Genomic DNA, 24,616 nt, shown 5'->3' on the forward strand with positions numbered 1-24,616 from the left:
ATTATATTACTGTATGCTATTACTGGTCTTCATATAACCTATTGCTATTGCCTGCCCTTGTGTAAAGTTCATAGTAGTAGCCCTTTCTAGACATAAGTTCTTCGTGACTACCCTTTTCTACTATACCATCTTCATTCATTACAACTATTGTATCTGCATTCTGGATAGTTGTAAGTCTATGGGCTATTGTAATTGTAGTTCTTCCCTTTGACAGGATCTCAAGTGATTCTTGAACAATGGCCTCAGAATTATTGTCTAGGGCTGATGTTGCCTCATCTAGTATCAATATCGGTGGGTTCTTTAGGAATACCCTAGCTATAGATACCCTCTGCTTCTGTCCACCTGATAGCATTACGCCTCTTTCTCCAACATATGTATCAAAGCCATTTTCCAAGTCCATAATAAAGTCATATGCACCAGCGAGCCTTGCAGCTTCTTCAACTTCTTCTCTTGTAGCATCTGGCTTACCATACAAGATATTATCATATACAGTACCTGAGAACAGGTATACATCCTGTTGGACAATACCTATATTATTTCTTAGGGAGTTCATAGTAAAGTCCTTTACATTGGTTCCGTCTACCAAAATCTGTCCACCTACAACATCATAGAACCTAGGTATAAGTGTACACACAGTGGTCTTACCAGATCCAGAAGGACCTACCAAGGCAACATTCTTACCTGCTTCAATATCAAGGTTGAACTTTTCTAGTATATAATCTTCTTGATGCTTACTATACTTGAAGTCAACATCCCTAAATTCTATATGCCCCTTTGCCTTTTTTAATTCTATAGCATTAGGCTTGTCAACTATGTCAGGTCTTGTCTCCATTATTTCTGAGAATCTTTCAATACCTGTCATTCCCTTTTGGAACTGCTCAGTAAACTCTATAATTCTCTTAACAGTTACCAACAATGTCGATACATACATTATATAGACTAGCATATCTCCTGGCTCAAGATTGCCATTTATAATCTGGACTCCCCCAAAGACTACCAAGACAAAATACATGACACCATCCACTGCCCTGTTTATAGTATTAAAGCCTGCCATAGACTTGTAGAATAACGCCTTGATTGAAAGGAACTTGTTATTCTCTTTTGTAAACTTTTCACGTTCTACATCTTCGTTTGCAAAACTCTTAACCACCTTGATTCCAAGTAGAGAGTCCTCTATGCTTGAGTTTAAGTTACCGATATGGGCTCTTTGCTTGATTTGGGCATCCCTCATCCTATTCTTAAACTTGCTAGAACATATAAACATAAATGGTATCAATATATAAATCGCTATTGTAAGCGGTACATTTATATTAAGCAGGATAACAAGTGATACAATTATCTTTATAAATCCTATAAAGTACTCCTCTGGACAATGGTGGGCAAACTCTGTAATATCAAATAAATCATTTGTCATCCTTGACATTATCTGGCCAACCTTAGTCTCATTGTAGAACCTATCTGATAGGGTCTGAAGGTGCTTATAAACATCACTTCTCATATCCGTCTCTATCTTGGCTCCCATTATATGACCTATAGATGCCATATAATATACAGCTACTAACTCAACAAGCTTTATAACTATAAATAGTATCGCCAACCTAGCTACTAGGCCCATTGTAAGTAAGTTCTTGTCTTGAATTCCCAGATTGGTCATATACCTTAGAATCAAGGGTAAGACCATCTCTGAAGCAGTAGTTAGTCCTGCACATAATAGGTCTATAAATAATATAGACTTGTACCTTTTAAAATAAGGCATTGCTATCTTTATTAATTTAAGATTACTCATACATTACTCCTTTATATTTTTTTATTAGGTCTTTTGACGTATTTACTATTGTATTTTTAACAAACTCATAGTCCAAAGCCTTAATCTCTGCTATTTTCCTATAGACATCCTCTAAGTTGTCTCTTAGCCTTCTCTTATCAAAATGCTCCTCATCCAACCACCTAAGGGCCTCTATACCATCCGTTTCAAGTAAGAGCTTGTCTAAATCAACATTAGACACAAGTTTTTCAACATCTGGATCAGAAAAAATAGCAGGTCCTATTGTGAAATACACACCTAGATTTCTATAATCCTCTTGGTAGTCGCTGCAACCGTACCAGTGGACTATATATGTTAAATCAAAGTCCTGTATTATCTCCAGTATTTCTCTTTCCATACCCTTGGTATGAAGAACAACTGGTTTATTATATTTTTTAGCAAGTCCTAAACTATACAAGAAAGAAGTTTCTTGGGTCTTTCTATCAAGATCAGTCCAACACGAATCCATACCTATTTCCCCTACTATTGGGGCTTTTCTAATCAAGTCTTCATACTTGTTTGAGAAATTGTATAAGATACGATCTGCATCGTGTGGATGTAGACCTATGCTATACAAGACCTCTGAACTATCATAGGATGTTTCATTTATAAAACTGCTATAGTCTAAGAACTCACCTAAAGACCTACAGTTTACAAGGGGAACTATTCCCTGACTCAGGTATGTTTCAAGTTCTTCTATATCTTTTATATGACTGTGCAAATCGTATATTGTATCCAAGATCAACCCCACCTTTCTCTTAGTGAATTGTAAATAATTAATCGTATGAAAATATAGCTAAGATTCAATCTATCATATGTCTTTTTGTATTTTGCGAGAACAAATTAAATTATTCCGATATAAATTTCTCTTCCTTTAACCTTTTTAATACATAGTCTATAGCTTCCTGTGAATCCGCCTCTAGTGTATGGTAGTGCTCATGGTTTGTTATAGTACTCAGCGACATATCATTAGCATTTTTAAAGCTCTCTACAAACTCATCCACTTCTCTTCTATTTGATAAGTCTAAACTTGCACTTATGCTTCCATAGATCTTGTGGTCTACAACAACATCAACTATCCTAGTTCCACCATCAACCATAATATATAATTCTTCTCTCAACCTTGAAAAATCATGCCTTACCTTTACAGTCTTCCTAAAAACACCATCATCCTTTTTCAATAGGTAACCCCTATTTGTAGCGACTATTTCTGTACCACTAGCCCTCATCAGGGCTATGTCTCCTACTATTATTTGTCTACTAACCTCACATGCCCTTGCCAATGAAGTAGCTGAATGTGGTTTAGTTGATTTTGCTAGAGTATTAAGGATATAATTTCTTCTTTCTTCAGAATTTAACATATTGTCACCTCATCTTATATTTAATATATACATAACAAGGGGTAGCTACTACTTACAAAAGCAGATCTGCCACCCCTTAGAAAATTCAAATTATATTTCGCTTATATAACATACGAATATTTATGGCTATAAAATGAGATACCACTAACAAATCCTATAATTTATTTTGTAGTTATATCCTTAGCCAACAAGTCTCTTATTTCTCTCAACATCTCTAACTGTGGATCAATAGCTGGAGCTACCTCTTCAGCCTCTTCCTGCTTCTTGAACTTCTTAACAGCTGAGTTTATTAACTTAATAAAGACAAATATTGCAAATGCTATTATTATGAAGTTGATAATGGCCTGTAAAAATGCACCATAACCCAACTTTGCAGTTCCTACCTTGACTGATAAACCTGCGATATCTATACCTCCAAGTATTATACCGACAAGTGGCATAATTACATCATTTACTAAAGATGTAACTATTGCTCCAAAAGAGCCACCTATAACAACACCTATTGCCAAATCAAGCACATTGCCCTTCATAGCAAACTCTTTAAACTCTTTTAGAAAATTCTTCATAAAATACCTTCTTTCAAAATAATTTGTGTAATATAAATTTCATTAATATAGTAAAATAACTTACATACTATTTACATATATACCAAATTAGTAATAATTTAAACGTATTTTTTGAATTTCCTTAAATAAGTAGTTGTTCTAGATAGAAACCTATAATTTTTGAAAATCTCTCTAAATTTCTAATGTAGGCAAAATCCTTACCATATATTCTTTTTTCTGATTCTAAATCTTCGTCCCCTCCTGTGAACACTCCCAAGACATGCTTGTCTCTTAGTTTCATATTAAAAATTTCTTGGGCAGTATCCTTGATGGCCTCTTCACCTTCATAGTCCTCACCATCTATGTTCATAAATGACCTAGATCCGAGGTCTATTTTGTTGTTGGGGCGACCATCACTAAGTATTATCAATACCTTTTTGTCAGTATCTAGCCTATCCATATCGCTGGATATGACTTTTATAGCTAGTCCATCTCTATTGCTACCAGCACCCTTAAATGAAAAAATTTTATTATTTACAGTCTCAGGATCCATATAGTCCCTGTATTTTTTCATTATGGTATAATTGAAAAAGTTGCAAAAAGAAAATACCCTTGTTGGAACCTTTAGCTCCGTAAGCGCCTGTGTTATAACATAGGCCTGTGAAGATACATATTCCTCCCTTTCAAGCTGGGATGCTGAAGAATCAAGTAGTATATCAACACTTATGGATACTTTTTCTTGCTTGTTATTCTTTAAAAATATATTTTCATCTCCTAAATGAGTATGTCTCCATATCTTAGAGACCTGTAGCTGTCCCGACTTTGACATACTAAAGTCATCCTCATCATCCAGGATCAGCCTTTTCTTCAAGATATTTTTCAATTCATTGATAGCTTTACGAAAAATCAACTCATTTTCCTTGTAGTAGTCCATATTTATCTGACGTTGGTCTTCAAGTTGCCTTGCAAAGTACTTATCGTAGTTTCCCTCATAAAAACTACCATCTGTAAAGTGTATTTTTATACCCTTGTGTATACCTACACACAGGTCTTTTTCAAGGCTCTCAGTTACGTACAGGGGATAGAGGCTAGACCCAAACCTGGTCTCTATCATGGCCTTTATCTTCTCATTGGACTTGACTATACTGGACTTGGCACTTGATTCCAACCTCTCGTCCATTATTTCAACATCTTGGTCTATATCCCTTGTAAACTCAGCCGACTCTACACTTAAAATCCTGTCATTATCATTTAAGTTTTTCAGGTTCTTCTTTCTAGCCTTAAAGGTAAGTCTGGCCTTTGTTTCTTTATTAGGCTTATCTTTTTCCTTGTCTTTTCTATCTATTAAGTTGGCTTCTAAGAGCTTTTGCCTTTCTTCATTTATGTCTTTTCTATCATTTATAAAAAAGAACTTTAAAAAGGCCCCTGTAAGATAATTTATTAGCTCTTCAGTAGTCCTCGCTGTATTTCTAAACCTCATATATACTATGAGATCATCGACAACCGGCCTAGTCTTGACATATTTGCCATCCAACCTTGCATAGTAGGTATATGTCAATTCTTCCTCAACAGTAAGATCTTGTCTATCCTTGTACCTTTTTATTATTTTGTCTATAAAATATTTTCTATAGTCTCTTGCTCCTGGTCTAAGCTTTGACAAGTCACTATAAAAACAATCATCTAGGTATATTTCTATAAGCTTTAAAAACTCATTTTTCAGGTCAGTCTTGTCTATATGTACAGCTATAAAGTCCATAAAACTATCTATATCAACAACCTTGTAGACATATCCAAGCACCATCATCTTGTAATAGTCCATGTCGAAGTCCCTGTATTCATCAAATAACTTGATAGTCGGTAGGTAGTTATAGTCTTCTGATACGGTCCAGACAATATTTTCTTTTCTGATTTTTTGATTGTCCATTACATCAACTCCTACTAACCTACAAATATATCCTTTGATTCTAGCTTGTCCTCAAACAATGAATTTATAATATCTGTAACTATCTCCTTCTCATAGATATCAAAGGTCTTATTGACAAGCCCCATATTAAGGGCCTCTTTTATATCAAGCCCCTTCTTCATGATGTCTATGCTGGCAAATAAGCCTCTAAGGTCAACAGTCTTTGAAGATATCTCTGCATTTAGGGACTTGTTCTGTAGGTCCATAAATAGCTGAACAAATAGATCCCTATAACCATCCTTTAGGGCAAATTCATTCTTTAATATCATGTCAAAGTTCTCCCTGGTGATTGTAGGCATATCTACGACCATAAACCTAGATACTAAAGCCTCATTTAACTCCTTAGTACCTATATAGCCATAATTCATAGTACCTATAAACCTAGTAGCATCATCAAGCACTATCTTGTCATAGCCTGGTAGATCAATAGTCCTTCTGTAGTCAAGAGCTGAATATATAACTGCTAGAGAGTCGTTCTTTGCCATATTTATTTCATCAAAAACAGCAAAACCGCCCTCTGTAGCAGCCCTGTATACAGGCCCCTGTCTTAGGACTACTTCATTGTTTACAAAAGTATCAGTCCCCAAAAGACTTGATGCATCAGTCGTTATATTCATAGATACATTCCAAAGTGGTCTGGCAAACATCATTGCTAGATTTTCAGCCAAGACATTCTTACCTGTAGCCTTTGGACCACTCAGTAGTATATGGTAACCTGCAAGTAGGGCCCCTATAGACTTGGCAAGTACATCCTTACCATAATATTTATATTTCGGATTAGGTATCCTATCCTTAACTTCTTCATTTATCTTATAAAATTCTCTAAATTTCTCAAGTTCAAGTACCAGCTTATCTGGTACACCTTGTTCTAATAAAAATTCCTTCACTATTATCCCCTCAATCTTCATTTTTTATACAATAGCATATTACCCATCTTGCTGTGTTAATAAGCATTTTCATTAGTACTTTTAATCAACCAACCTATTGTAACATTAGATTTGCCAGTTGTAAACAATTCCACCCATATAGGATAAGGGATAATGAATGTGTAGCCTTATTTTTATACTCTTTTAACTTAATTCTATCCTACACTTGGAGCTAGCATCCTTCTCATCTAGGCTAACAACCAGCTTCATAGGTACTCTTGACTTTAACTCTTCAACATGGGATATAATGCCCACACTTAGGTTGTTGCTGTGGAGTTTTTCAAGACTTGTCATAACAGTATCCAAAAGTTCGCTATCTAGTGATCCAAATCCTTCATCCAAGAAGAAAAACTCTAATGGTGCGCTACCCTTTAGTTGGATTTGTGATGAAAGGGCTAGGGCTAGAGCCAGTGATACTAAGAAGGTTTCTCCCCCTGATAGGGTGTCTGATGACCTTCTCATTCCCCCGTTGAAGTTATCTCTGATGACAAACATATAGTCTGAATTTATTTCAATTGCATACCTTCCAGAAGTTATCCAGTCTAGTCTTTGTGAAGCGTCTAAGACTATGTTCTTTAGGTATATCTGTGAAAGGTACTCTACAAACTTATTGCCCTTTAATAATTTTTCAAGGTCTTTTACATCGTTCATCTTGAGTGAGTATACTTTTAGGTCCTTTTTCAATTGATTTACTAGGACCAGCCTCTCCTCTGTATCTTTTATCTTGATAGATAGGCCTGTTTCTTTTTCTTTTAGGGTCTCTAATTCATCCTGCACCTTGTTGTATTCAGCTTCTTTTTCTATTAGGTCTTCTTTATCTAGCTTGTTTTCCCCAATTTTTATCCTAAGCTCTCCTATTTTTAGGTCTAGCTGGGTCTTTTTAGTCTTGTGGTCTTCTATTTCTAGCTTGATTGCCCTGATCTTGTCTAGGTCTGTATATTCCCTTTTCAGCTTTGTAATATCAACCTGGTCAGGATCTCCTATTAGGACCTCTAGACCTAGTTTTCCTATTCTCAAATTAAGACCTGAGTACAGGACATCCATCTGGTCTGTTTTTTCTACTATCAATTTATCATAATCCTGATTCTGTTGATATTTGAAATTTATATCTGTAACTATCCTAGTTGATTCTAGTTTGTAGTCTGATATTATCTTGTCTACTTGTGATTTTTCCTTCATCAAGTCCATGTAAGCCCTGTTCTTACCCTCTATAATATTTCTTTGGTCCTTGATATAGACTTCTAGTTCATATATTTCTTTTTGGTAGCCTTCTATATCTAGGTCCATTAGGTCTTTACTTAAGTTTTCCAATGTAGACTCTAACTTTTCTTTTCTTGAAGAGTAGGACTCTAGTAATCCTGTATTTTTACTGATTAAATGCCATAGGTCATCACATTGCTTTTTCTTTTTTTCTAGGTTTTCTTGGTAGTAACTCTCTTCTTGTGACATATCATGGTCTATCCTAATTTGGCTAGGACTTTTAACCTCACTACCACATAGGGGACACTCACACTTGCCTTCATGGATAGAATCCAGCCATTCCTTTTTGAGGTCTTCTGCCATAGTCCTTAGTTTTGACTCCCTATTCAAGTCTTCAAACTCCCTTAACCTTGTCTCTTCAAGTTCTAGCCTAGCCTTGTCTTGCTTTATGGAATCTTTAGTATCCATTATTTTTTGACCTATAGACTTCAATTCATCAAGGGTCTCATTTAGGCTTTTTTGTTCTTGGATATTCTTTTGTAAAATTAGCTTTTTATTGTTTAAGTCATCGTTTAACCTATTTAATTGACCGCTATCCATAGTTTTTATAGACTCTGTTTTAGAAATTTTTGCATTGATTGTATCTAAGTCTTTAATTAGGTCTTCAAGCTTGCTTGCTATTGATTTTTGGCCACTCTCAAGGTCTGCTATCAGGTCTTTATTTTTAGCCAATTCTTTCCTAGCCCTATCAATATCTCTTTTTGTTGACCTGTATTCAAGTAGGTCTGGCATTATGCTTGTAACACTCATTGATATCTCAACTTTTTCTTCAAGTCCACCTATATAAGAATCCCTCTCCATCAAGGTCCTAGCTGTTTCCTCTAGCTTGTTCAGGCTTATCAAGTCACTTTCTAACTCTTTAAGGTCTTGAACTTGCTTTTTAAGTAGCTCAAAGCTCTTCTGACTAGAATCTTTCTTATTTATGAGTTCTTTTAGTTCTTCCCTTAGCTCACTTAGGACTTCCTTGCTGATATTTTCGTGTTGGGTCATTATAGCCTCAATACTTGTAATCTTGCTATCGAGGTCCTTTTTCTCCCTGGCAAGTTTTATACTCAGGCTGCTACCATATTCCTCTAGGCCAAATATCCTCTCAAGCATATTTCTCCTGTCCTTGCCACCTAGACTCAAAAATTCACTGAACTTTCCTTGGGGTAGGACAACTGATTTAAGAAAGTCGCCTTCTTCAAGTCCTAGTATAGATTTTATGCTCGTATTGACCTCTCCAACCTTGTCAGCTATAACTTGGTATTCACCAGATGAATCCTTGACCATCAACCTAACTGAATCACTGACGGAACTGAACTTGTCCTTGGATTCCTTCTTCTTAAATCTCCTGGTAATTTTGTAGTACCTTCTACTCTGGCCCATACCTAGCTCAAATTCAAAGTCTACAAGGGCCTTTTGCGAATTAGAATTTATAAAGTCCTTGCTTGACCTAGCTATATTACCGTAAAGGGCAAGGGTGATTGCATCTAGTATTGTAGATTTTCCGCTACCGGTATTGCCGAATATACCAAATAATCCCCTAGAAGTGAGTTCCTCAAAGTCTATAAGCTGTTTTTTTGAATAGCTATTTATGCCGTCTATCTCCAACCTAATTGGCTTCATGGTCTTCCTCCCTTCCAAGCAAGCTAGAAAACAAGTCCACAAGACTCGCTCTAGGTTCCAACCCCTCATTTTCTTTTTTATAAAAGTCTACAAAATAGTCATTAATCCTAGACCTATCAAGGTCTATCAACTTCTCTTCTTCCTGGTCTATTTGAGATTTTATTATAGGTTTTATCTCTATTATATTCTTCATAAGTGACTTCATAGCCTTTATGGTATCCTGACTAATGGACTCCTCAGTCTCTATTTCAAAATATGAGAACACATCCTGGTCTTTCTTTTCTTGACATATGTCAAGGGCGTGGCTCACAGATTTTGCCCTGTATACCTCAATATTCTTGTAGTTGTTGATATATACCCTATCGACCTCTGCCTCTGATCCAGCCTCAATATCAACTATATATACAGATTTTGCAGAATCCCTCTCAGACTTGGAATACTGGATGGGACTGCCTGAATAGTAGGCATTGTAGGTCTTTGACATCCTCTGTGGCTTGTGGATATGACCAAGGGCAGTATACTGTGACTCCCTTGGTAGCTGGTCCTTTTCAACTAATAGACCACCCCCAAGCTCTATCCTCCTCTCAGAATCAGTTATAGAGCTGCCCACCACAAATATATGGGACATAGCAATATTTATCTCACCATCCCTGTAATTTTCCTCTAGGCTCCTAAACAAGTGGCCGACCTTATTTGAGTAAGAAGTCTGCATATCCTCCTTGTCCAGATAATTCTCAAATGCATGGTTGAGCCTCGACTCACTAGGATAGGGAATACTTATTATATTGGCTATCTCGTCCCTTATTTTTATCTTTGTAAATCCCTCTTTTGCCTCTAGTATCTCAAATCCGTCATATACAGCCTCACTTGCCTTTGACATTGGGTAGCCCAGTATCACAATCCCCATTCTAGCCGCCATTGAATTGATGGCTTCAAGCCTATCTGGATTGTCGTGGTTACCTGCTATTACCATAACACATCTCTTGCCATTTTCAGCCAGCTTAACCAAGGTATCGTAGAACAAGTTCTCAGCCCTAGCTGGTGGGTTGTAGGTATCGTATACATCTCCAGCCAAAAGAACTAGGTCTATATCTCTTTTTCTCACTATATCGACTAGGTCTAGGCAAAATTTTTCCTGTTCCTCAATCCTTGAAAAACCCTCCAAACTCTTTCCCAAGTGCCAGTCTGATGTATGTAAAATCTTCATATTACCTCCTCTATCCTAACATTCAAGTAGCCTGCCAGCACTGAACATATATAGGTACTTTTTGACAACCTTCTTACCAGATATATCTTCTATGGCCCTCTTGTATAGGTCAAGTTGGACCTTGTATCTATCTATTAAGTCTTGGTCTGACCTATCACCAACATAATCTGTCTTGTAATCTAATAGGATTATATCTCCATCTTTGTTCTCATAGAACAAGTCAATTATTCCGACCATCATCATGGATTCGTCATCCATTATCCCCTGGTCCTTGTATATATCCTTCATCTTGATATTATAATTGATAGCAGTTTCCTTGTATAGGTCACCCCTCTTGTCAGCCTCTAATATGTCTAGGTATATATTTGACCTTATAAATCTCACTATCCATGATACATTTACCGTATCTGCCTCTTGTCTTAAAAGGATATTCTTGTCCACCATGGAGTCAATCTGCCTGACAATCTCTTCTCTTATAGGTCTATCATTTTCATTGCTAAGACCAATCATATCTAGACTCATCTGCTGGTAGGCTACTAGGTCTTCAAATGCCTTAAAATCTATCAACTGCATCACAAGGTGGAATATTGTACCCCTCTCATTTGCCTTGTAGTCGTGCTTTATAGGTTCACTCGCTGATGATTTACTATCATGAATAAAACTAGGAGACTTAAGATCATTTGATGGGATAGTCTTGTATAGTTTGTCGTGCATTTGGTCATTTTCCTCCTGGGCCATGAGCTTCTTGATATCCGTAACAGATATACTAGAAGGCTTGGAAGCACTAGACTTGAACCTATAGTCAAAATTCAGTATCTCATTTATCATGTCCTTGTCTAGTGGTCTCTTATCATCTTGTGATTTTTCACAAGACATTAATTTTTTATCGTCTATTAAATCTGCATGATCTATTAATATTTTATCGTCTATTAATTCTACATGATCTATTAATTCTTTACCATATTTTGTTTTTTTAATCTCTACTGAATCAAGATTTTCCATTTCTATAACTTCCAAATCTTTTAACTTATCCAGGTATTTTTTAGAAACATCATACTTGTCGGTAAATTTTATAATCCATTTACAATCCTTATAGCCCTGGTACTTGGCCACACAAGACCTAACATCTAAGCAGTCTTGTCTTTTTTCAAGATTTACAATAGTAGGCATTATCCAGTCCATATAGGTCATTGATTTAAGTATGGAGCCAGGGTCTATATTTCCGTCCAAGTCTCTATAGGTATTTTTCCAAGCTTCAAGATTCTTGTCTATGTCCTTTAGGCAGCCTGTAAATATTAGTTTTTCCTTGGCCCTAGTCATGGCAACATAGAGCATCCTCATCTCTTCTGACTTTACTGCCCTTTGCTTGGCCTTTTTTAATATAGTCATAGCAGTCGTATTGTAGAATATTTTTTTGTTTATATCTATATACTTTGGTCCATAGCCTAGTTTGTGGTCAAGATCAACCACACTAGTATCTCCCCTTAGGTTAAAATTCTTATCCATATTTGCAACTATTACAATTGGAAATTCCAAGCCCTTAGACTTATGTATGGTCATTATCCTCACAAGGTCAGCATCTTCTGAAAGTAGACTTGCCTCTTTAGGTTCACTTGAAGTCATCTTGAGCCTCTCTATATAGTGAAGGAAATTAAATAGCCCTTTGTGTGAGCCTGCCTCGTATTTTTTTGCTTTTTCATGGAGCAAAATAAGGTTGGCCTGTCTTTTTTCTCCCATAGCTAGACCTTCAAGATACCTGTAATATCCAGTATCCTTGTATAACTTCCACATAAATTGGTCTATAGGCAGTAAAAAAGCATCCTGCCTGTATTTTTCTAGCCTATCTAAAAACTCAGTCAGCTTAACTACTAGGTCCTTGTCATCGCTAGTCTCTATAAATGTCTTGATAGCTTGATAATAGCTAGACTCCTTATCAGCCAGCCTAATCCTAGCTAGTTCTTGGTCTGTATAGTTGAAAATAGGAGACCTCATAGTAGCTATCAGGGCTATATCTTGGATAGGATTGTCTATTACCTTCAGTAGATTTATAATTGTTGTAACCTCTATTGTAGAAAAATATCCTCCACCTGACTCACTATAGGCTGGTATGTCCCTCTTTATCAGCATATCCTCGAGTATATTGGCCCTGTTTTTTGTAGACCTAAATAAAACAACTATGTCCTTGTACTTAACAGGCCTATAATCATCTGTCTCATTGTCATAGACCATATATCTAGATTTTTCAGGACTTGGGTTTACTATATCATCTATGATATTGGCTATTTCCATGGCTTCAAACCTAAATTTTTCCATATCCTTTATATCTTCTATATCCTGCTCATCTAGACCCTTTGTCTTAATATCCAGCAGACTTTGACCTAGATCTTTGCTATCTATATCTTTAGTATCAAGTATATGAACTTCTACAGGACCTCCTACATGGCTATTTTCAATATTATTTTCCTTAAAGGTTGCACCTGGATTTAGCCTTTCTTCATCTGTATAGTCTATATCCCCTGTCTTTGATGTCATTATCTCCTTAAAGACATGGTTGGATGCTTCAAGGATTTCTTTTCTACTCCTGAAGTTTTTGTAAAGTAAGATTTTTCTATCCCTCATACTTGGTGGTTGGCTTTCCATTTTTAAACCTGTCTGAACACTACTATCTTTTGATCCTGTTTGAACACTATCTTTTGACCCTGTTTGAACATCATCTTCATAGATATCGTAGGTCTTATACTTGCCCATAAATATCTCTGGCATGGCCTGTCTGAACATATATATACTCTGCTTGACATCACCCACCATAAACCTATTTGGTATATCCTTTCTTGATACCATATCAAGTATTGTCTCTTGGACTAGGTTGCTATCCTGGTATTCATCGGTAAAAATTTCTTGATACCTCTCTTGGTAGGACCTCGCTATATCCGAAGCTACTATTCTTCCGTCATCGTCTGTGCTTGTAAGTATATCAAGGGCAAAGTGTTCAACATCAGAAAACTCGACTATGGATTTTTGTAGTTTTTTTCCCTTGTAATATGCCCTAAATTCCCTAACAAGGTCTGATAAGGCCCTCATATGTGGATATACTAGTTCATTTTCCCTTTCGATAACCTTCTTATCGATCCTAAGATCGTCAAGAATAGATTTTACAGATTTTTTGATAGCGTCAAATGTATCCTTCAGGGTCTTGTAGTCTTCTTTGTATTCTTTCTTTATCTTGGGTGCAATACCACTTGTATTTACATAGGAAGTCTTTAGCATATTCATAATAGAGCCTAAGGCTTCATCCACCTTGCTACTAGGGTCACTAGCCTTATTTTTATATTCTAAATACTCTCCCATTTTTTGAATCATAACTTCAATTTTAGACCTATAGTCAGCCATAAAATCATAGTGCTTTTCATATCCTGGAATCTCAGCTAGGTCTCTTAGGACTTCTCTTAATTGTAGATTCAAGCTATTAAGTCCTATACTAGCTTCCTCAATCTGAGGTATTATCATTGAATCTATATAGTCATCCTTGTTCGGACTTACTGGATTAAATCTTTCTGCAGCCTCATCAAGCCACAAGTCTGGGTAGGGGGTTGAATCAACAAAATTACTAATTGTAAACACCAGGTCTATCAGATTATTATCATTTGTCCTTGTATTATAAGTATCTACAAGATTCAGGAATTTTTCATCAGCTTCTTGGTATTTTTTCTCAAAAAAATCCTCTATAGTCTCATTTCTCAAAATCTCTATCTCTGCTGTATCGCCTATTCTAACAGAAGGGTCTAGGTCAATAACATGGAAGTTAGTCCTCATAACACTATTGCAAAATGAGTCTATTGTCGTTATGTCTGCCTTGTTAAGTAACATCCTCTGCCTCTGAAGTCTCGTGTTATCCGGGTCTAAGGCAAGTTCTTTTTCTATAGCAAGACCAACCCTTTCTCGCATTTCCCTTGCAGCAGCCTTGGTAAAGGTAACCACCAACAACCTATCTATATCCACTGGATTTACAGGGTCTAGTATCAGCCTTATTATTCTCTCTATCAATACCGCAGTCTTACCAGATCCAGCAGCTGCTGCAACTAGTAAATTGGCATTTCTATGCCTTATTACTGACTCCTGGTCCTTGGTCCACTTATTTGCCATTGTCCTCGTCCTTCTTTCTATTATTAAAATTGTATAGGGTCATCCTATTTATTATATCCTCTTCTTTTCTTATCCTCCTATATTCGTCCTCTTCAAACTGACATATAGCCCTGTACTCACAGTAGTCACAGCCAGTCCTAGCATCAGACTTGTAGGGTCTTACATCTATATTTCCCTTGTATATTTGGCCTGCAATCTCTTCAGACTTCTTTACTACATACCTAGATATAATGTCAAACTCTTTCTCATCATAACCCTTCATTTTTTTTGGAAAGCTTCCATTAGTATTTAATTTAATAGGCAGTATATCTGATTTCATACCGGTATTATCTTCAAATCCCGTATCCATAATCTTGTATATATCAACATCCTTGACTACTATACCCATCAGCTTATTTTCCCTTAATATTTCAGGGGCTTCACTCGCTACCAAATCATCTAAATCACCTATATCAGACAGCTTTACTTGTGGACTCTTTACCCTGCTATAGAGTAGGGCCGCCGGTTTTAACTTTATTCCTGGTCTAGTAAACTCTGACCTTTTTGAATAAAGGATGGCATTCATATACATAAATAGCTGTAGCTGTAGACCTGCCTCAACCATCTCTAAATCGATATCATGGCTGGACAACTTGTAGTCAACTATACTTATATATTCTGTATTGGTTTCTTGGTCAATATAGCTATCGACCCTGTCTATCTTACCATTGACAAGACCCTCCCTAGCCCCATCAATATTGAGCCTGATAGGTTCAAGTTCAGACTTTATTCCAAAAGTAACTTCTAACCCCTTAGGTCTTAGCTTGCCACCCCTGACCTGCTTGCCTATTGCATCTATGGAATCCACTAGGGTCCTATTTAGCCTTCTTACCATATACCTGTATTTTTCGGATGTATTGAGTATATAGCTAGACCTAGCATCTAGTATTCTAGCCCCCAAAACTTCCACCTCTCTATTGATATATGATAGGTCAACATCAGCCCAACTGATATCATTGGACCTAATCCTCCTAAGAAATAGTTCCAAGACCTTGTGGTAGTAATTACCGGCATCCATAGGACTAAATTCATACACATCCCTCGGCCTTGCCCTTAGTCCATACCTAGCAAAATACGAATAAGGACATGAGGAGAACTTCTCCAATTTGGAAACACTAAATATAGGTGTCCCGTATATAAGGTCGGCTATATCGATGCTTATTTTCGGTGTCTTATCTTGACTGAAATCTATCTCCCTATCTCCAAGCTTAAATCCAATATCGTAGACCTGGTCAGATAGGTCCTCTTCACTTATCTGAGGAAATATCTTCCTTATCTTGTTCACAAGGCTAGATGCCATCATACTATTACCTTCTACGTCTCCCTTTGGATAGGTAATATAGAGCCTTTCTCTAGCTGTAGACATGGCCCTATAGACAAGAAATTCCTCATCATACATCTTGCTGACAATATCAGAGTCGAACTTCACACCCTTCTCAAGTAGGTTGGACTTGTCCATCTCAGTTATAAGACTTGTGTCGCTCACCATCTTAGGGAATACACCCTCATTTGTCCCAATCAAAATTAGGACCCTAGTATCCGGATTTTTCATCCTGTCTACACCAGTTATAAATACCTGGTCTCTTGAAGGAGGAATAATCCCCAGCTCATGACCTTGGAATTGAAGGTCCAAGAACTTGATATACCTCTCTATACCTATTACTTCATCACCCATAAATTCAACCATCTCATCTAGAACATCTACAAATATATTCCATGCCTGAGAATACTCCCTAGCCCTGTAGTTGTCTTCTTTTCTTTCAAAAGTTTCAACTAGGTCTACTATTTTCTTGTCTAGGCCTATATCTAAGGTAAATTCATACAGGTAACTTGATATATCCCTTAGGGTGTTTTTTCCCTTTAGCTTTTCATTTAACCTTATTATAGGCTCCATAACAAGGTCCTTTATCTTGTTTATCCTATCCTGTACTTCAATATCTACAGGATTATCTTCTACACTATGGACTACAGGAAGGTCCCATCTATCCTCAAACCACTTCTTGCCCCTGATTCCATTTGCTAAAACATAGTTTTCTAACAAGGCTATATCATCGCCATCTAGGTCCAAAATTCCTGATTTTAGGTAGGTAAACATGGACTTGTATGAGTAGTTTGTATTTTTCATATCTAAAATCGACAGTATAAAGACTAATACAGGGTTGGACTGGGCACTTATCTTGTCATCCAAAAAGTAGTTTATCTTGTAATCATCAAAAATAGACTTGGTAATATGGGCATAAGAATCAATATCTCTTGTAGCCACCATAATTTGCCCAAACCTATAGCCCTTGTTTTTTACAAGATCAAGTATTACTGAAGCTATATATTCAACTTCCCTGTGCCTGTTTTCAAAGGAGCTTATTTTAATACCGAACTTGTCTATACTTAATTCGTCATCGTTTGAATTATCTATATTTAATTTGTTATTGCCAAACTCTTCTATACTTAATTCGTCATTGCTTGACTTGATAGTATCCCCTGTATATATCTTTGGATTGAAAAACCTTATTTCACTCTCTAAAAACCTAAGTTCATCTTTTTTATAGTATTCCTCATCATCAACCCTGATATCCTCAAGCCTCTTGACCTTATTGTCTATGCAAAACTTATTTATCTTCATGATAGTAGAGTTTGTCTTAGCAAATACCCCCCTATAAGAATTTATATTCCTCATATCTGTCATAAGGGAAATATATATTTTTTTTGATAAGAGTATCAATTTTTCTATTACTAGGTACTGAACAGGTGTAAAACCTGTAAATTCATCTATAAATATACTGGCACCATCAAGCGGTTCATAGGATCCTATCAATCTTGAAAACAATACAGTACCATCCTCTGAATCCATATATTTATCCTGCATTAGGTCCTCGTAGGCTCCGTATATCCTTGATATATCATCCAACTTACTGGCCAATGCCCTATCATCCACCTTACTTGATAGGCTATTTATATAGTCTACATCCATGTCATTTTGCTTAAACTCAATCACAAGATCGAGTAACTTGGCTACAAGTCCCAAGTCATTTAGGGATGGTCTGAAGGTCTTTAGATCTTTCTCAGACTTTTCTAGAGCCCTGTATACTAGCATGGTCCTAGCAGATCTGGATATCTTTTTTTCCTTTAGACCAGACACATTTGTAAATACTATATTGCTAAGTGTAGAAAAGCTGACTACCCTTATCCTAAAATTTGGGTCATCTTGACTAAGTAGTCTTTGGCTCAACTTCTTTTCCATCTCATATGTGTACTTTTCCGGTACCAATATATATATCGGTTTTTTTGATTTGGATTTAGCCTCTTCAAAGGCTAGGTCTAAGACCTTTTTGGTTCTATCAGCGGGCATCCTACCCCATATAAATCCAAGTGCCATACCTATCTCCTATCTATAATCTTATTTATAATCTTATTTATAATCTTATTTATAATATCATTTATAATATCATTTATAATTCAGAATATAATTTAACCTAGAAATTGTATTTTAATATATAGTTTCTATCTATAATATATAATTACTATACGATTCTTCATCTCTTATCTCTTCAATCATGCTCCATATCTTTTCATGATTTTTTTGATGCAGGTCTTCTGTATATACCAACTTGATATTATTGTCATAAGTCGGTTGGTAGTAGTGCATGGCCATATTAGAAAAATCAATCTCACGTCCTAGGGTCTCCTTACACACATACATATATACACAGGTCTGCATCTTTGTCTGGGCATCTATCTGACTCATTCTCTTTCTTTCAGTCTTCCAGTCCCATATATCTATCTTATATAGTTTATTGTCCTTGTATATCTCAACCAAGAGGTCTAGCATTATCACTATCTGACCCTTGTACTCTATTTCAAGCTCCGGCCTAAAAATTACATCCTTGCCAAAGTGCCTTTGGTAGGCATTTTTTATCTTCCTAATTTTTTCAAGCTTTGGGTAGTCCTCAAGTGATTTGGCTAGTGGATCTCCCTTTAATAGGGGCAGGTCCATAAATATTCTCTGACATAATAGGTGAAAGTCCCTACCATAGGACATATTCTCCTCGTACAACCTGTCCTTTTCACTCGAATCTGTCCAAAACACTCCATTTATATACTTCTCTACAAACTCATCCCTATTCCTAATCCAGGTATTTAGCATATTCTGACTAAAGGTAAGGTGGTCGAGCCTATATTTCAATTGGTCTCTTGATATAGATATCTTATTTTGCCCCAAAATAGTCATTACTTACCTCCCTTAATCCTATTATCAGATATGTATTTTGATAAAATATCAAAAAAATATGAGTTCTTTTTCTTAAAATAGTAGTTCATGGACTCATTGAACTTAGACCTTGAGTTGAGGATCACAAGACCTCTTTTGGCCCTAGTAATGGCAACATACAAGAGCCTAGTCCTCTCACCTATAATCTCCGTCTTCAATTCCTTCTCATAATAGCCTATTTTCTTGCAAGACTTATTGACTATATCATCAATTTCCTTATTGACAAAGGCCTCAGGATACTTAAATCCTTCTCTCAGGTACTTTCTATCAATCCTGAAGTAGTCATTTACACTAGATGGGAAATCATTTGAACTCACACCACATACTATGACCAAGTCCCACTCCATGCCCTTTGACTTGTGCATTGTAGATATACTAATACTTCCAGCTTCGACCTCATGCTCACCTATATCGTATATACTTGCCACCAAGGTCTCAAATATCCTAGTGTTCCTAGGTGCCATTGCTATTGATATCCTGTTTAAGTCTGCTGATTCATATGTTTTTAACTTGCTTAAGTAAAAGGCCAGATAGTCTATAAGGCTTTTCTCTTGGCTGCTAATATTTAGGCTATCACCTATCAACTTTATAAGGCCGTATATATCTACCTTTGAATATTCCAAGACAGACCTTATTCTAGCCCTATCTTCTGCTAATTTTTTTACAAAAGGCTTTTCTATTAAGTTCTCCAAGAGCTGCTTGGCCCTTGTAGCTAGGTCATCAAAATAGAGGTCATCATAAAAATACCTCTCAGTATCTATTTTATCAAATAATTTTTCTAGCCTCTCATGCTCAATATCAGATAGCTCATATGTATCCGCCCTATCTATGTAGGCTTCAAATAACATCTGCTTGAATATATCATAGTCGCTAGGGTCTATTATAAAGTCTACAACTTGCTTTATCTTATATATTATCTTCATATTTTCTTGGGAATCATTGCCTATTTTTTCATAGGGGATATCCTCAGAGTCCAACTTCTTGGCCAGGTCATTGACATCAAAATTTGAAAAATATAGGACCCCTATTGAATAATTTGGAAACTTTTCCCTTGTGTACTTGATAGTTGATACTACATATGCCATCTCCTGGTTAAAATCATCAAGGCTCTTAGAATTTATGCTATAGGACCTTGTTACAGGATTTTCCTTATAGCCCTTGTCCTTTTCAACTTCTTCTATATAGATTTCTTCAAGCCCACCATAGTAGTCCTTGGTCATATCCGATTTAACTATTTCAACTAGCTTGTTGGCTGTATTTATGATGTCTTTTGAACTTCGACCAGCCATATTCATTGTATAGGACTTGTCTGCCCTCTTACAAAAATCCACAAAAAATTTAGGGTTGGACCCAGCAAAGGTAGTCGTGATACTCTGGTTTACATCACCTACTCTTACTAGGTTCATTTTTGCACTGACCATATCATTTTCTGATATAGACCTACTCACATTTCTTGATATTATCTCTATTATCTTGCCTTGAATCTCATTGGAGTCCTGGCACTCATCCTCAAATACATAGGCATACCTCTCTTGGTAGTAGGCAGCAACCTCTGAATCAGACTCAAGTATCTTATAGGCCATGACCAATATATCATCATAGTCTATATAGGCGTTACTCCTTAGTTTTTCCTGGTATAGGTTAAATATAGGCGATATAATTGTCATTATTCCCTTGTAATCAGGCTCATTGACTATATTCTTAAGGTCAATATCGTCAATACCAGAATACTTTAGGAGTTTGATAGAATTTAAAACCATAAAGGTAAATTCCTTATACCACCTGTCTACCTTGTCCTCATTATTTCTAAAGCCCTTTTCCATAAAGCTCAATATCTTATTAGAATTATTATCCCGACTCTCATATTCTTCAATGGCAGAATTTATCAAAAGTGACTTTTTATAGTCATCTATAATTTCCGTTTCCTCACTTACAAAGGCTATATCCGTATTTTCCTTTATTATTTTCATGGCTAAAGAATGGATAGTCATTACCTCAAACCTAGACTTTGGAAGGTCTTTGTCAGAAAGTATCCCCCTTATCCTAGACTTGAAGTTATTTACGGCACTATTCATATAGGTAAGAACCAGTATTTTCCCGTCCCTATTTTCATTTTCCATATCTTCAATTAACTGGGCTACCAAGTTGGTTATTATAAAGGTCTTGCCCGCTCCCGGAACAGCCTGTATACCCATTGAACCAGACTTGTACCTCATTATCTTCTTTTGGTCTTTTCTATAGTTAATAGACATATTCTACCCCCACTAAAAAATCCTGTCCATAAGTTTTTTATAAAACATATTCTCTTGCTCATACCCATTTATGGCAGTATCCGAAGTCATAATATATACGTTTTTGTACTTTGAAAGAACTCTATCTATTTCTAGGTCTATAGAATACTCCATAAGGTCCTTGTAAAACAAGCTTATATTGTCTTTTGTGATATTAGACAATATAGAATCATCAAAAAATCCAATCTGGCTATAAATTGAATCCTCTAAAACTGGATCATATCTCTTAGAGCTTGCGTCGAATACTATTAGGTGGTTCCTTTTAGTGTCAAGACTCTTTAAATCTTCTTTTGTCATAAGCAATATAGATGGCATCGCCATATTTTCTAGTTTTACCTTGCTAGAAGAATAATAGGAAATAGCCTGCCTCATATAATTATACTTGGACTCGTCATCTACCAAATCTCCAAGCTCCTCAATCAGGTCTGTCATCTTGGCTACCATACTTATAGACTCAGGTGTTTGATTTACATACTTTTTATAGAAATTCTTTACAAACTCCGAGTCAGACATCCTATACTCATAGCTAAACTCAGCCTCAGCTATACTTTCTTCAATCCTATCTATGCTTATAAGACTTGGATCATCACCGTCATCTATGCTATCTAGGTCCAATACAGGTGACATATTATTCCTTATGTTGTTTCTTACTTCTTTTAGGTATTTTTCCATATTTTTCCTAAGGTCTATATAGTTCTTGTCCTTGTAGACCACAGTCAATAGTTCAATCTTTTCTTCATCAGATAAGATATACTCACAGTCCTTGTAAATAGCTAGTGCTGCTAGGCATACCACAGCTTCCAGGTTTGAACCAAAATTTTTGGATACTGCTATTGGTCTAATGTCTAAGGTTGGACTAATGTCTATATCCATAGATATTATATCCTCATTAAGACTTGGAACCACTATAGCTATATCATCCTGACTTATACCCTTGTCATTTTTTAGGCTATAAATCAAGTTGATCAGGCCATTTTTCATATCTTGATAACTAGAGTAGTCATGGTTTTGAATGATATTCCTAGTCTTACCTTCAATCCTATCATCTTTATTTATTTTATTACTTCTAAATTTTTCAGATATAGAATTATCACTCACTATATTTTTACCTATAGCCTTCAAATTGTCCGGATAATTCGCACTATCCAAAAGTCCACAAAAATTCTCATATATCATAGGTCTGTCATAAATATTATTTTTATTTAGGATAGACCTGTACTCTATAATTAAATTGTTTAGGTCGTTGTAGGTCTGGTCAGTTTTTTTCCCTCTTTTGAACCTAGCAATTCTTTTTGATATAGCATCAACTGGTATCTGATTTTGAACTGACATTTCCATTATTTTATAGGCAGTTCTTGCAATACTTATACTAGTAGAATTAATTGTATTAAAGTAGGCATCAAATACCCTCCTATCATCAATAATCTTCTTTAGTAGGCAAAGAGAACCATCAAGAGATATCACTTTAGGTCTTATACCATCACCTACAAGAGGCCAGTAGATGTCCACTTGATCAATTATATAAGAATCATAGGATGAAAATACCACCGACATAGACCAGTCGCATGACCTTTGTGAGTAATACTTTTCCCTTTCTATTAAACTTTCGATATTTTTCTTATATAGGTTAATATTTTTCATATCTATTGTCCTCTCTTTGCTACTTGTGTTGCTTATATTATATCATATACTTCTATTATTATTTTACATATAGTATCTTGATTTATCTTATCGACTTTTCTAAAATAAAAAAGACGATAAAATTTTACTTGTATCGTCTTTTTTGAGTATATAATTGTATATAACTTAAAAATTCTTTTTTAATTATAACTTAAAAATTCTTTTTTTCATCATAACTGTTAAATTGGTCGCTTTTAAACTGTTTTTTCGTATTAATCAGTTGTATCAAGATCTAGGGTTATCCTAACCTCATAATCCCTGTATTTTTCCATGACCCTAATCTTCATCTCTTCAAGTATTTCTTCCTTGTTGACACAGTCAAAGTCCATTATTAGGTCAAAGTTTATTACCTTGTTTTCGCTATCTAAATGAAAACCATGCATCTGGAGAATATGTTCTCTAGACATAACCATCTTGGTAATGCTGTGCTTGATCTCTTGAGCCATATCATCAGTTGTATTTATAGAATATATACCTATAGCCGCCATCAATATTCCGTACTCGTTCAATATCCTATCTGCTATTTTTCTCTCTATATCATCTATCATACCAGCATTCCAATAATCAGGTATCTCGATATGGGCAGATCCAATTACCATCTCTGGACCATAGTTATTTATTATAAGGTCATATACACCTTCAACACCTTCAAATTCCATTATTGTACGCTTAATTGAGTCAGTAAGTTCTCTTTCAGGTCTTTCTCCAACAATATTACTAGATGCCTCCATTATAGAATCTACACCAGCTTTTATAACTACAAAAGATATACCTAAGGCTAGCCATGATTCTATACCCACACCTCTGAACATATATATTAGACCAGCAATTATTGTCGCTGTAGATATAACTGCATCCATCTTCGCATCGACACCCGAAGCCTTTAAGGAATCAGAGTTCAGTTCAATACCCTTTTTTTGAGTATAATTTCCCAGGAATATCTTTACAACTACAGCCAACAACATTATACCTAAAATCATATTTGTATAGCTAGGCTTTATAGGATTTATTATCTTCTTTACAGACTCTATACTAGCTGCAACACCAGCATATAAGACTATTACTGCAACTACCATACCTGCTATATATTCTATTCTTCCATGACCCATAGGATGCTTTTTATCTGGTTTCCTATTTGCTATCAAGGTCCCTATAATTGTAACTACAGATGAAAGTGAATCAGTTAGGTTGTTGATACCGTCCATAGTAATAGCTATAGATCCGGATATAAATCCAAGCCCAACCTTAGTTCCCGATAGTATTAGATTTGCTATTATACCTATTATACCTGTTTTTATTATTTGCCTTTGACGACTTTCTATTTCCATTGCTTACTACCACCCCTATATATTTTTTCATTCCTTTAATTTTACACTTTTTAGATTTAATTTACAAGAATATTATCCCCATTATAGGCTTTGTTTACATACATTTAACATATCTTGTATGATTAAAAATACCCTTTCAAATATATCAAATAATATTAACTATGTAAAAAAGAGTCTAGACAAAATCTAGACTCTAA

General features: G+C 35.7%; 14 protein-coding genes. All 14 read right to left on the reverse strand.

What is annotated here, in order from left to right:
* Nucleotides 1-19: 19 nt before the first annotated feature.
* The 14 genes from HMPREF0631_RS02205 to HMPREF0631_RS02270 all read right to left on the reverse strand — a co-directional run bounded on the left by HMPREF0631_RS02205 (nucleotide 20) and on the right by HMPREF0631_RS02270 (nucleotide 24,419).
* Nucleotides 20-1,786 (reverse strand): ABC transporter ATP-binding protein, encoded by a 1,767-nt coding sequence (locus HMPREF0631_RS02205; RefSeq protein ID WP_002843115.1) that lies wholly within the window; start codon nucleotides 1,784-1,786, stop codon nucleotides 20-22.
* Entirely contained in the window at nucleotides 1,779-2,543 is a 765-nt protein-coding gene (locus tag HMPREF0631_RS02210) for a TatD family hydrolase (protein ID WP_002843124.1), read from the reverse strand. The genes HMPREF0631_RS02205 and HMPREF0631_RS02210 overlap by 8 nt, the downstream gene beginning before the upstream one ends.
* 109 nt (nucleotides 2,544-2,652) lie before the next feature.
* On the reverse strand, nucleotides 2,653-3,165 hold the full coding sequence (locus tag HMPREF0631_RS02215) for a transcription repressor NadR (RefSeq protein ID WP_002843134.1): 513 nt from the start codon (nucleotides 3,163-3,165) through the stop codon (nucleotides 2,653-2,655).
* Nucleotides 3,166-3,326: 161 nt separating this feature from the next.
* Nucleotides 3,327-3,731 (reverse strand): large conductance mechanosensitive channel protein MscL, encoded by a 405-nt coding sequence (mscL, locus tag HMPREF0631_RS02220; RefSeq protein WP_002843137.1) that lies wholly within the window; start codon nucleotides 3,729-3,731, stop codon nucleotides 3,327-3,329.
* A gap of 121 nt (nucleotides 3,732-3,852) precedes the next feature.
* On the reverse strand, nucleotides 3,853-5,634 hold the full coding sequence (locus tag HMPREF0631_RS02225; RefSeq protein ID WP_002843114.1) for a vWA domain-containing protein: 1,782 nt from the start codon (nucleotides 5,632-5,634) through the stop codon (nucleotides 3,853-3,855).
* A 14-nt stretch (nucleotides 5,635-5,648) separates the two neighbouring features.
* On the reverse strand, nucleotides 5,649-6,560 hold the full coding sequence (locus tag HMPREF0631_RS02230; protein WP_002843108.1) for an AAA family ATPase: 912 nt from the start codon (nucleotides 6,558-6,560) through the stop codon (nucleotides 5,649-5,651).
* Nucleotides 6,561-6,743: 183 nt separating this feature from the next.
* Nucleotides 6,744-9,467, reverse strand: a complete 2,724-nt coding sequence (locus tag HMPREF0631_RS02235; protein WP_002843125.1) for an SbcC/MukB-like Walker B domain-containing protein — start codon at nucleotides 9,465-9,467, stop codon at nucleotides 6,744-6,746.
* Complete coding sequence (locus HMPREF0631_RS02240; RefSeq protein ID WP_002843135.1) at nucleotides 9,454-10,674, reverse strand: metallophosphoesterase family protein; 1,221 nt, start codon at nucleotides 10,672-10,674, stop codon at nucleotides 9,454-9,456. Before HMPREF0631_RS02240 ends, HMPREF0631_RS02235 begins: the two co-directional genes overlap by 14 nt.
* 15 nt (nucleotides 10,675-10,689) lie before the next feature.
* Nucleotides 10,690-14,817: a UvrD-helicase domain-containing protein gene (locus HMPREF0631_RS02245; RefSeq protein ID WP_002843138.1), complete on the reverse strand. Its 4,128-nt coding sequence runs from the start codon at nucleotides 14,815-14,817 to the stop codon at nucleotides 10,690-10,692.
* Nucleotides 14,807-18,229, reverse strand: coding sequence for a PD-(D/E)XK nuclease family protein (locus HMPREF0631_RS02250; RefSeq protein ID WP_002843128.1), 3,423 nt, complete (start codon nucleotides 18,227-18,229; stop codon nucleotides 14,807-14,809). The genes HMPREF0631_RS02245 and HMPREF0631_RS02250 overlap by 11 nt, the downstream gene beginning before the upstream one ends.
* Before the next feature lie 129 nt (nucleotides 18,230-18,358).
* Complete coding sequence (locus tag HMPREF0631_RS02255; RefSeq protein ID WP_002843143.1) at nucleotides 18,359-19,081, reverse strand: PD-(D/E)XK nuclease family protein; 723 nt, start codon at nucleotides 19,079-19,081, stop codon at nucleotides 18,359-18,361.
* Nucleotides 19,081-21,372: an ATP-dependent helicase gene (locus HMPREF0631_RS02260; RefSeq protein WP_002843145.1), complete on the reverse strand. Its 2,292-nt coding sequence runs from the start codon at nucleotides 21,370-21,372 to the stop codon at nucleotides 19,081-19,083. Before HMPREF0631_RS02260 ends, HMPREF0631_RS02255 begins: the two co-directional genes overlap by 1 nt.
* A 12-nt stretch (nucleotides 21,373-21,384) precedes the next feature.
* Nucleotides 21,385-23,052 carry a hypothetical protein gene (locus HMPREF0631_RS02265; protein WP_002843120.1) on the reverse strand — a complete coding sequence of 556 codons (1,668 nt, stop codon included), beginning with the start codon at nucleotides 23,050-23,052 and terminating at the stop codon, nucleotides 21,385-21,387.
* Nucleotides 23,053-23,303: 251 nt separating this feature from the next.
* Nucleotides 23,304-24,419 carry a cation diffusion facilitator family transporter gene (locus tag HMPREF0631_RS02270; RefSeq protein WP_002843140.1) on the reverse strand — a complete coding sequence of 372 codons (1,116 nt, stop codon included), beginning with the start codon at nucleotides 24,417-24,419 and terminating at the stop codon, nucleotides 23,304-23,306.
* Nucleotides 24,420-24,616 lie beyond the last annotated feature (197 nt).

Origin of the sequence: Peptostreptococcus anaerobius 653-L (genome assembly GCF_000178095.1) — a bacterium.
GTDB classification, from domain to species: Bacteria; Bacillota; Clostridia; order Peptostreptococcales; family Peptostreptococcaceae; genus Peptostreptococcus; species Peptostreptococcus anaerobius.

Bases quoted from the DNA above. Each gene is read 5' to 3' on its own strand.
- HMPREF0631_RS02225 (WP_002843114.1), bottom strand. From the start codon at position 5,634: ATGGACAATCAAAAAATCAGAAAAGAAAATATTGTCTGGACCGTATCA.
- HMPREF0631_RS02240 (WP_002843135.1), bottom strand. From the start codon at position 10,674: ATGAAGATTTTACATACATCAGACTGGCACTTGGGAAAGAGTTTGGAG.
- HMPREF0631_RS02255 (WP_002843143.1), bottom strand. From the start codon at position 19,081: ATGACTATTTTGGGGCAAAATAAGATATCTATATCAAGAGACCAATTG.
- HMPREF0631_RS02235 (WP_002843125.1), bottom strand. From the start codon at position 9,467: ATGAAGCCAATTAGGTTGGAGATAGACGGCATAAATAGCTATTCAAAA.
- HMPREF0631_RS02205 (WP_002843115.1), bottom strand. From the start codon at position 1,786: ATGAGTAATCTTAAATTAATAAAGATAGCAATGCCTTATTTTAAAAGG.
- HMPREF0631_RS02270 (WP_002843140.1), bottom strand. From the start codon at position 24,419: ATGGAAATAGAAAGTCGTCAAAGGCAAATAATAAAAACAGGTATAATA.
- HMPREF0631_RS02245 (WP_002843138.1), bottom strand. From the start codon at position 14,817: ATGGCAAATAAGTGGACCAAGGACCAGGAGTCAGTAATAAGGCATAGA.
- HMPREF0631_RS02265 (WP_002843120.1), bottom strand. From the start codon at position 23,052: ATGAAAAATATTAACCTATATAAGAAAAATATCGAAAGTTTAATAGAA.
- mscL (WP_002843137.1), bottom strand. From the start codon at position 3,731: ATGAAGAATTTTCTAAAAGAGTTTAAAGAGTTTGCTATGAAGGGCAAT.
- HMPREF0631_RS02260 (WP_002843145.1), bottom strand. From the start codon at position 21,372: ATGTCTATTAACTATAGAAAAGACCAAAAGAAGATAATGAGGTACAAG.
- HMPREF0631_RS02215 (WP_002843134.1), bottom strand. From the start codon at position 3,165: ATGTTAAATTCTGAAGAAAGAAGAAATTATATCCTTAATACTCTAGCA.
- HMPREF0631_RS02250 (WP_002843128.1), bottom strand. From the start codon at position 18,229: ATGGCACTTGGATTTATATGGGGTAGGATGCCCGCTGATAGAACCAAA.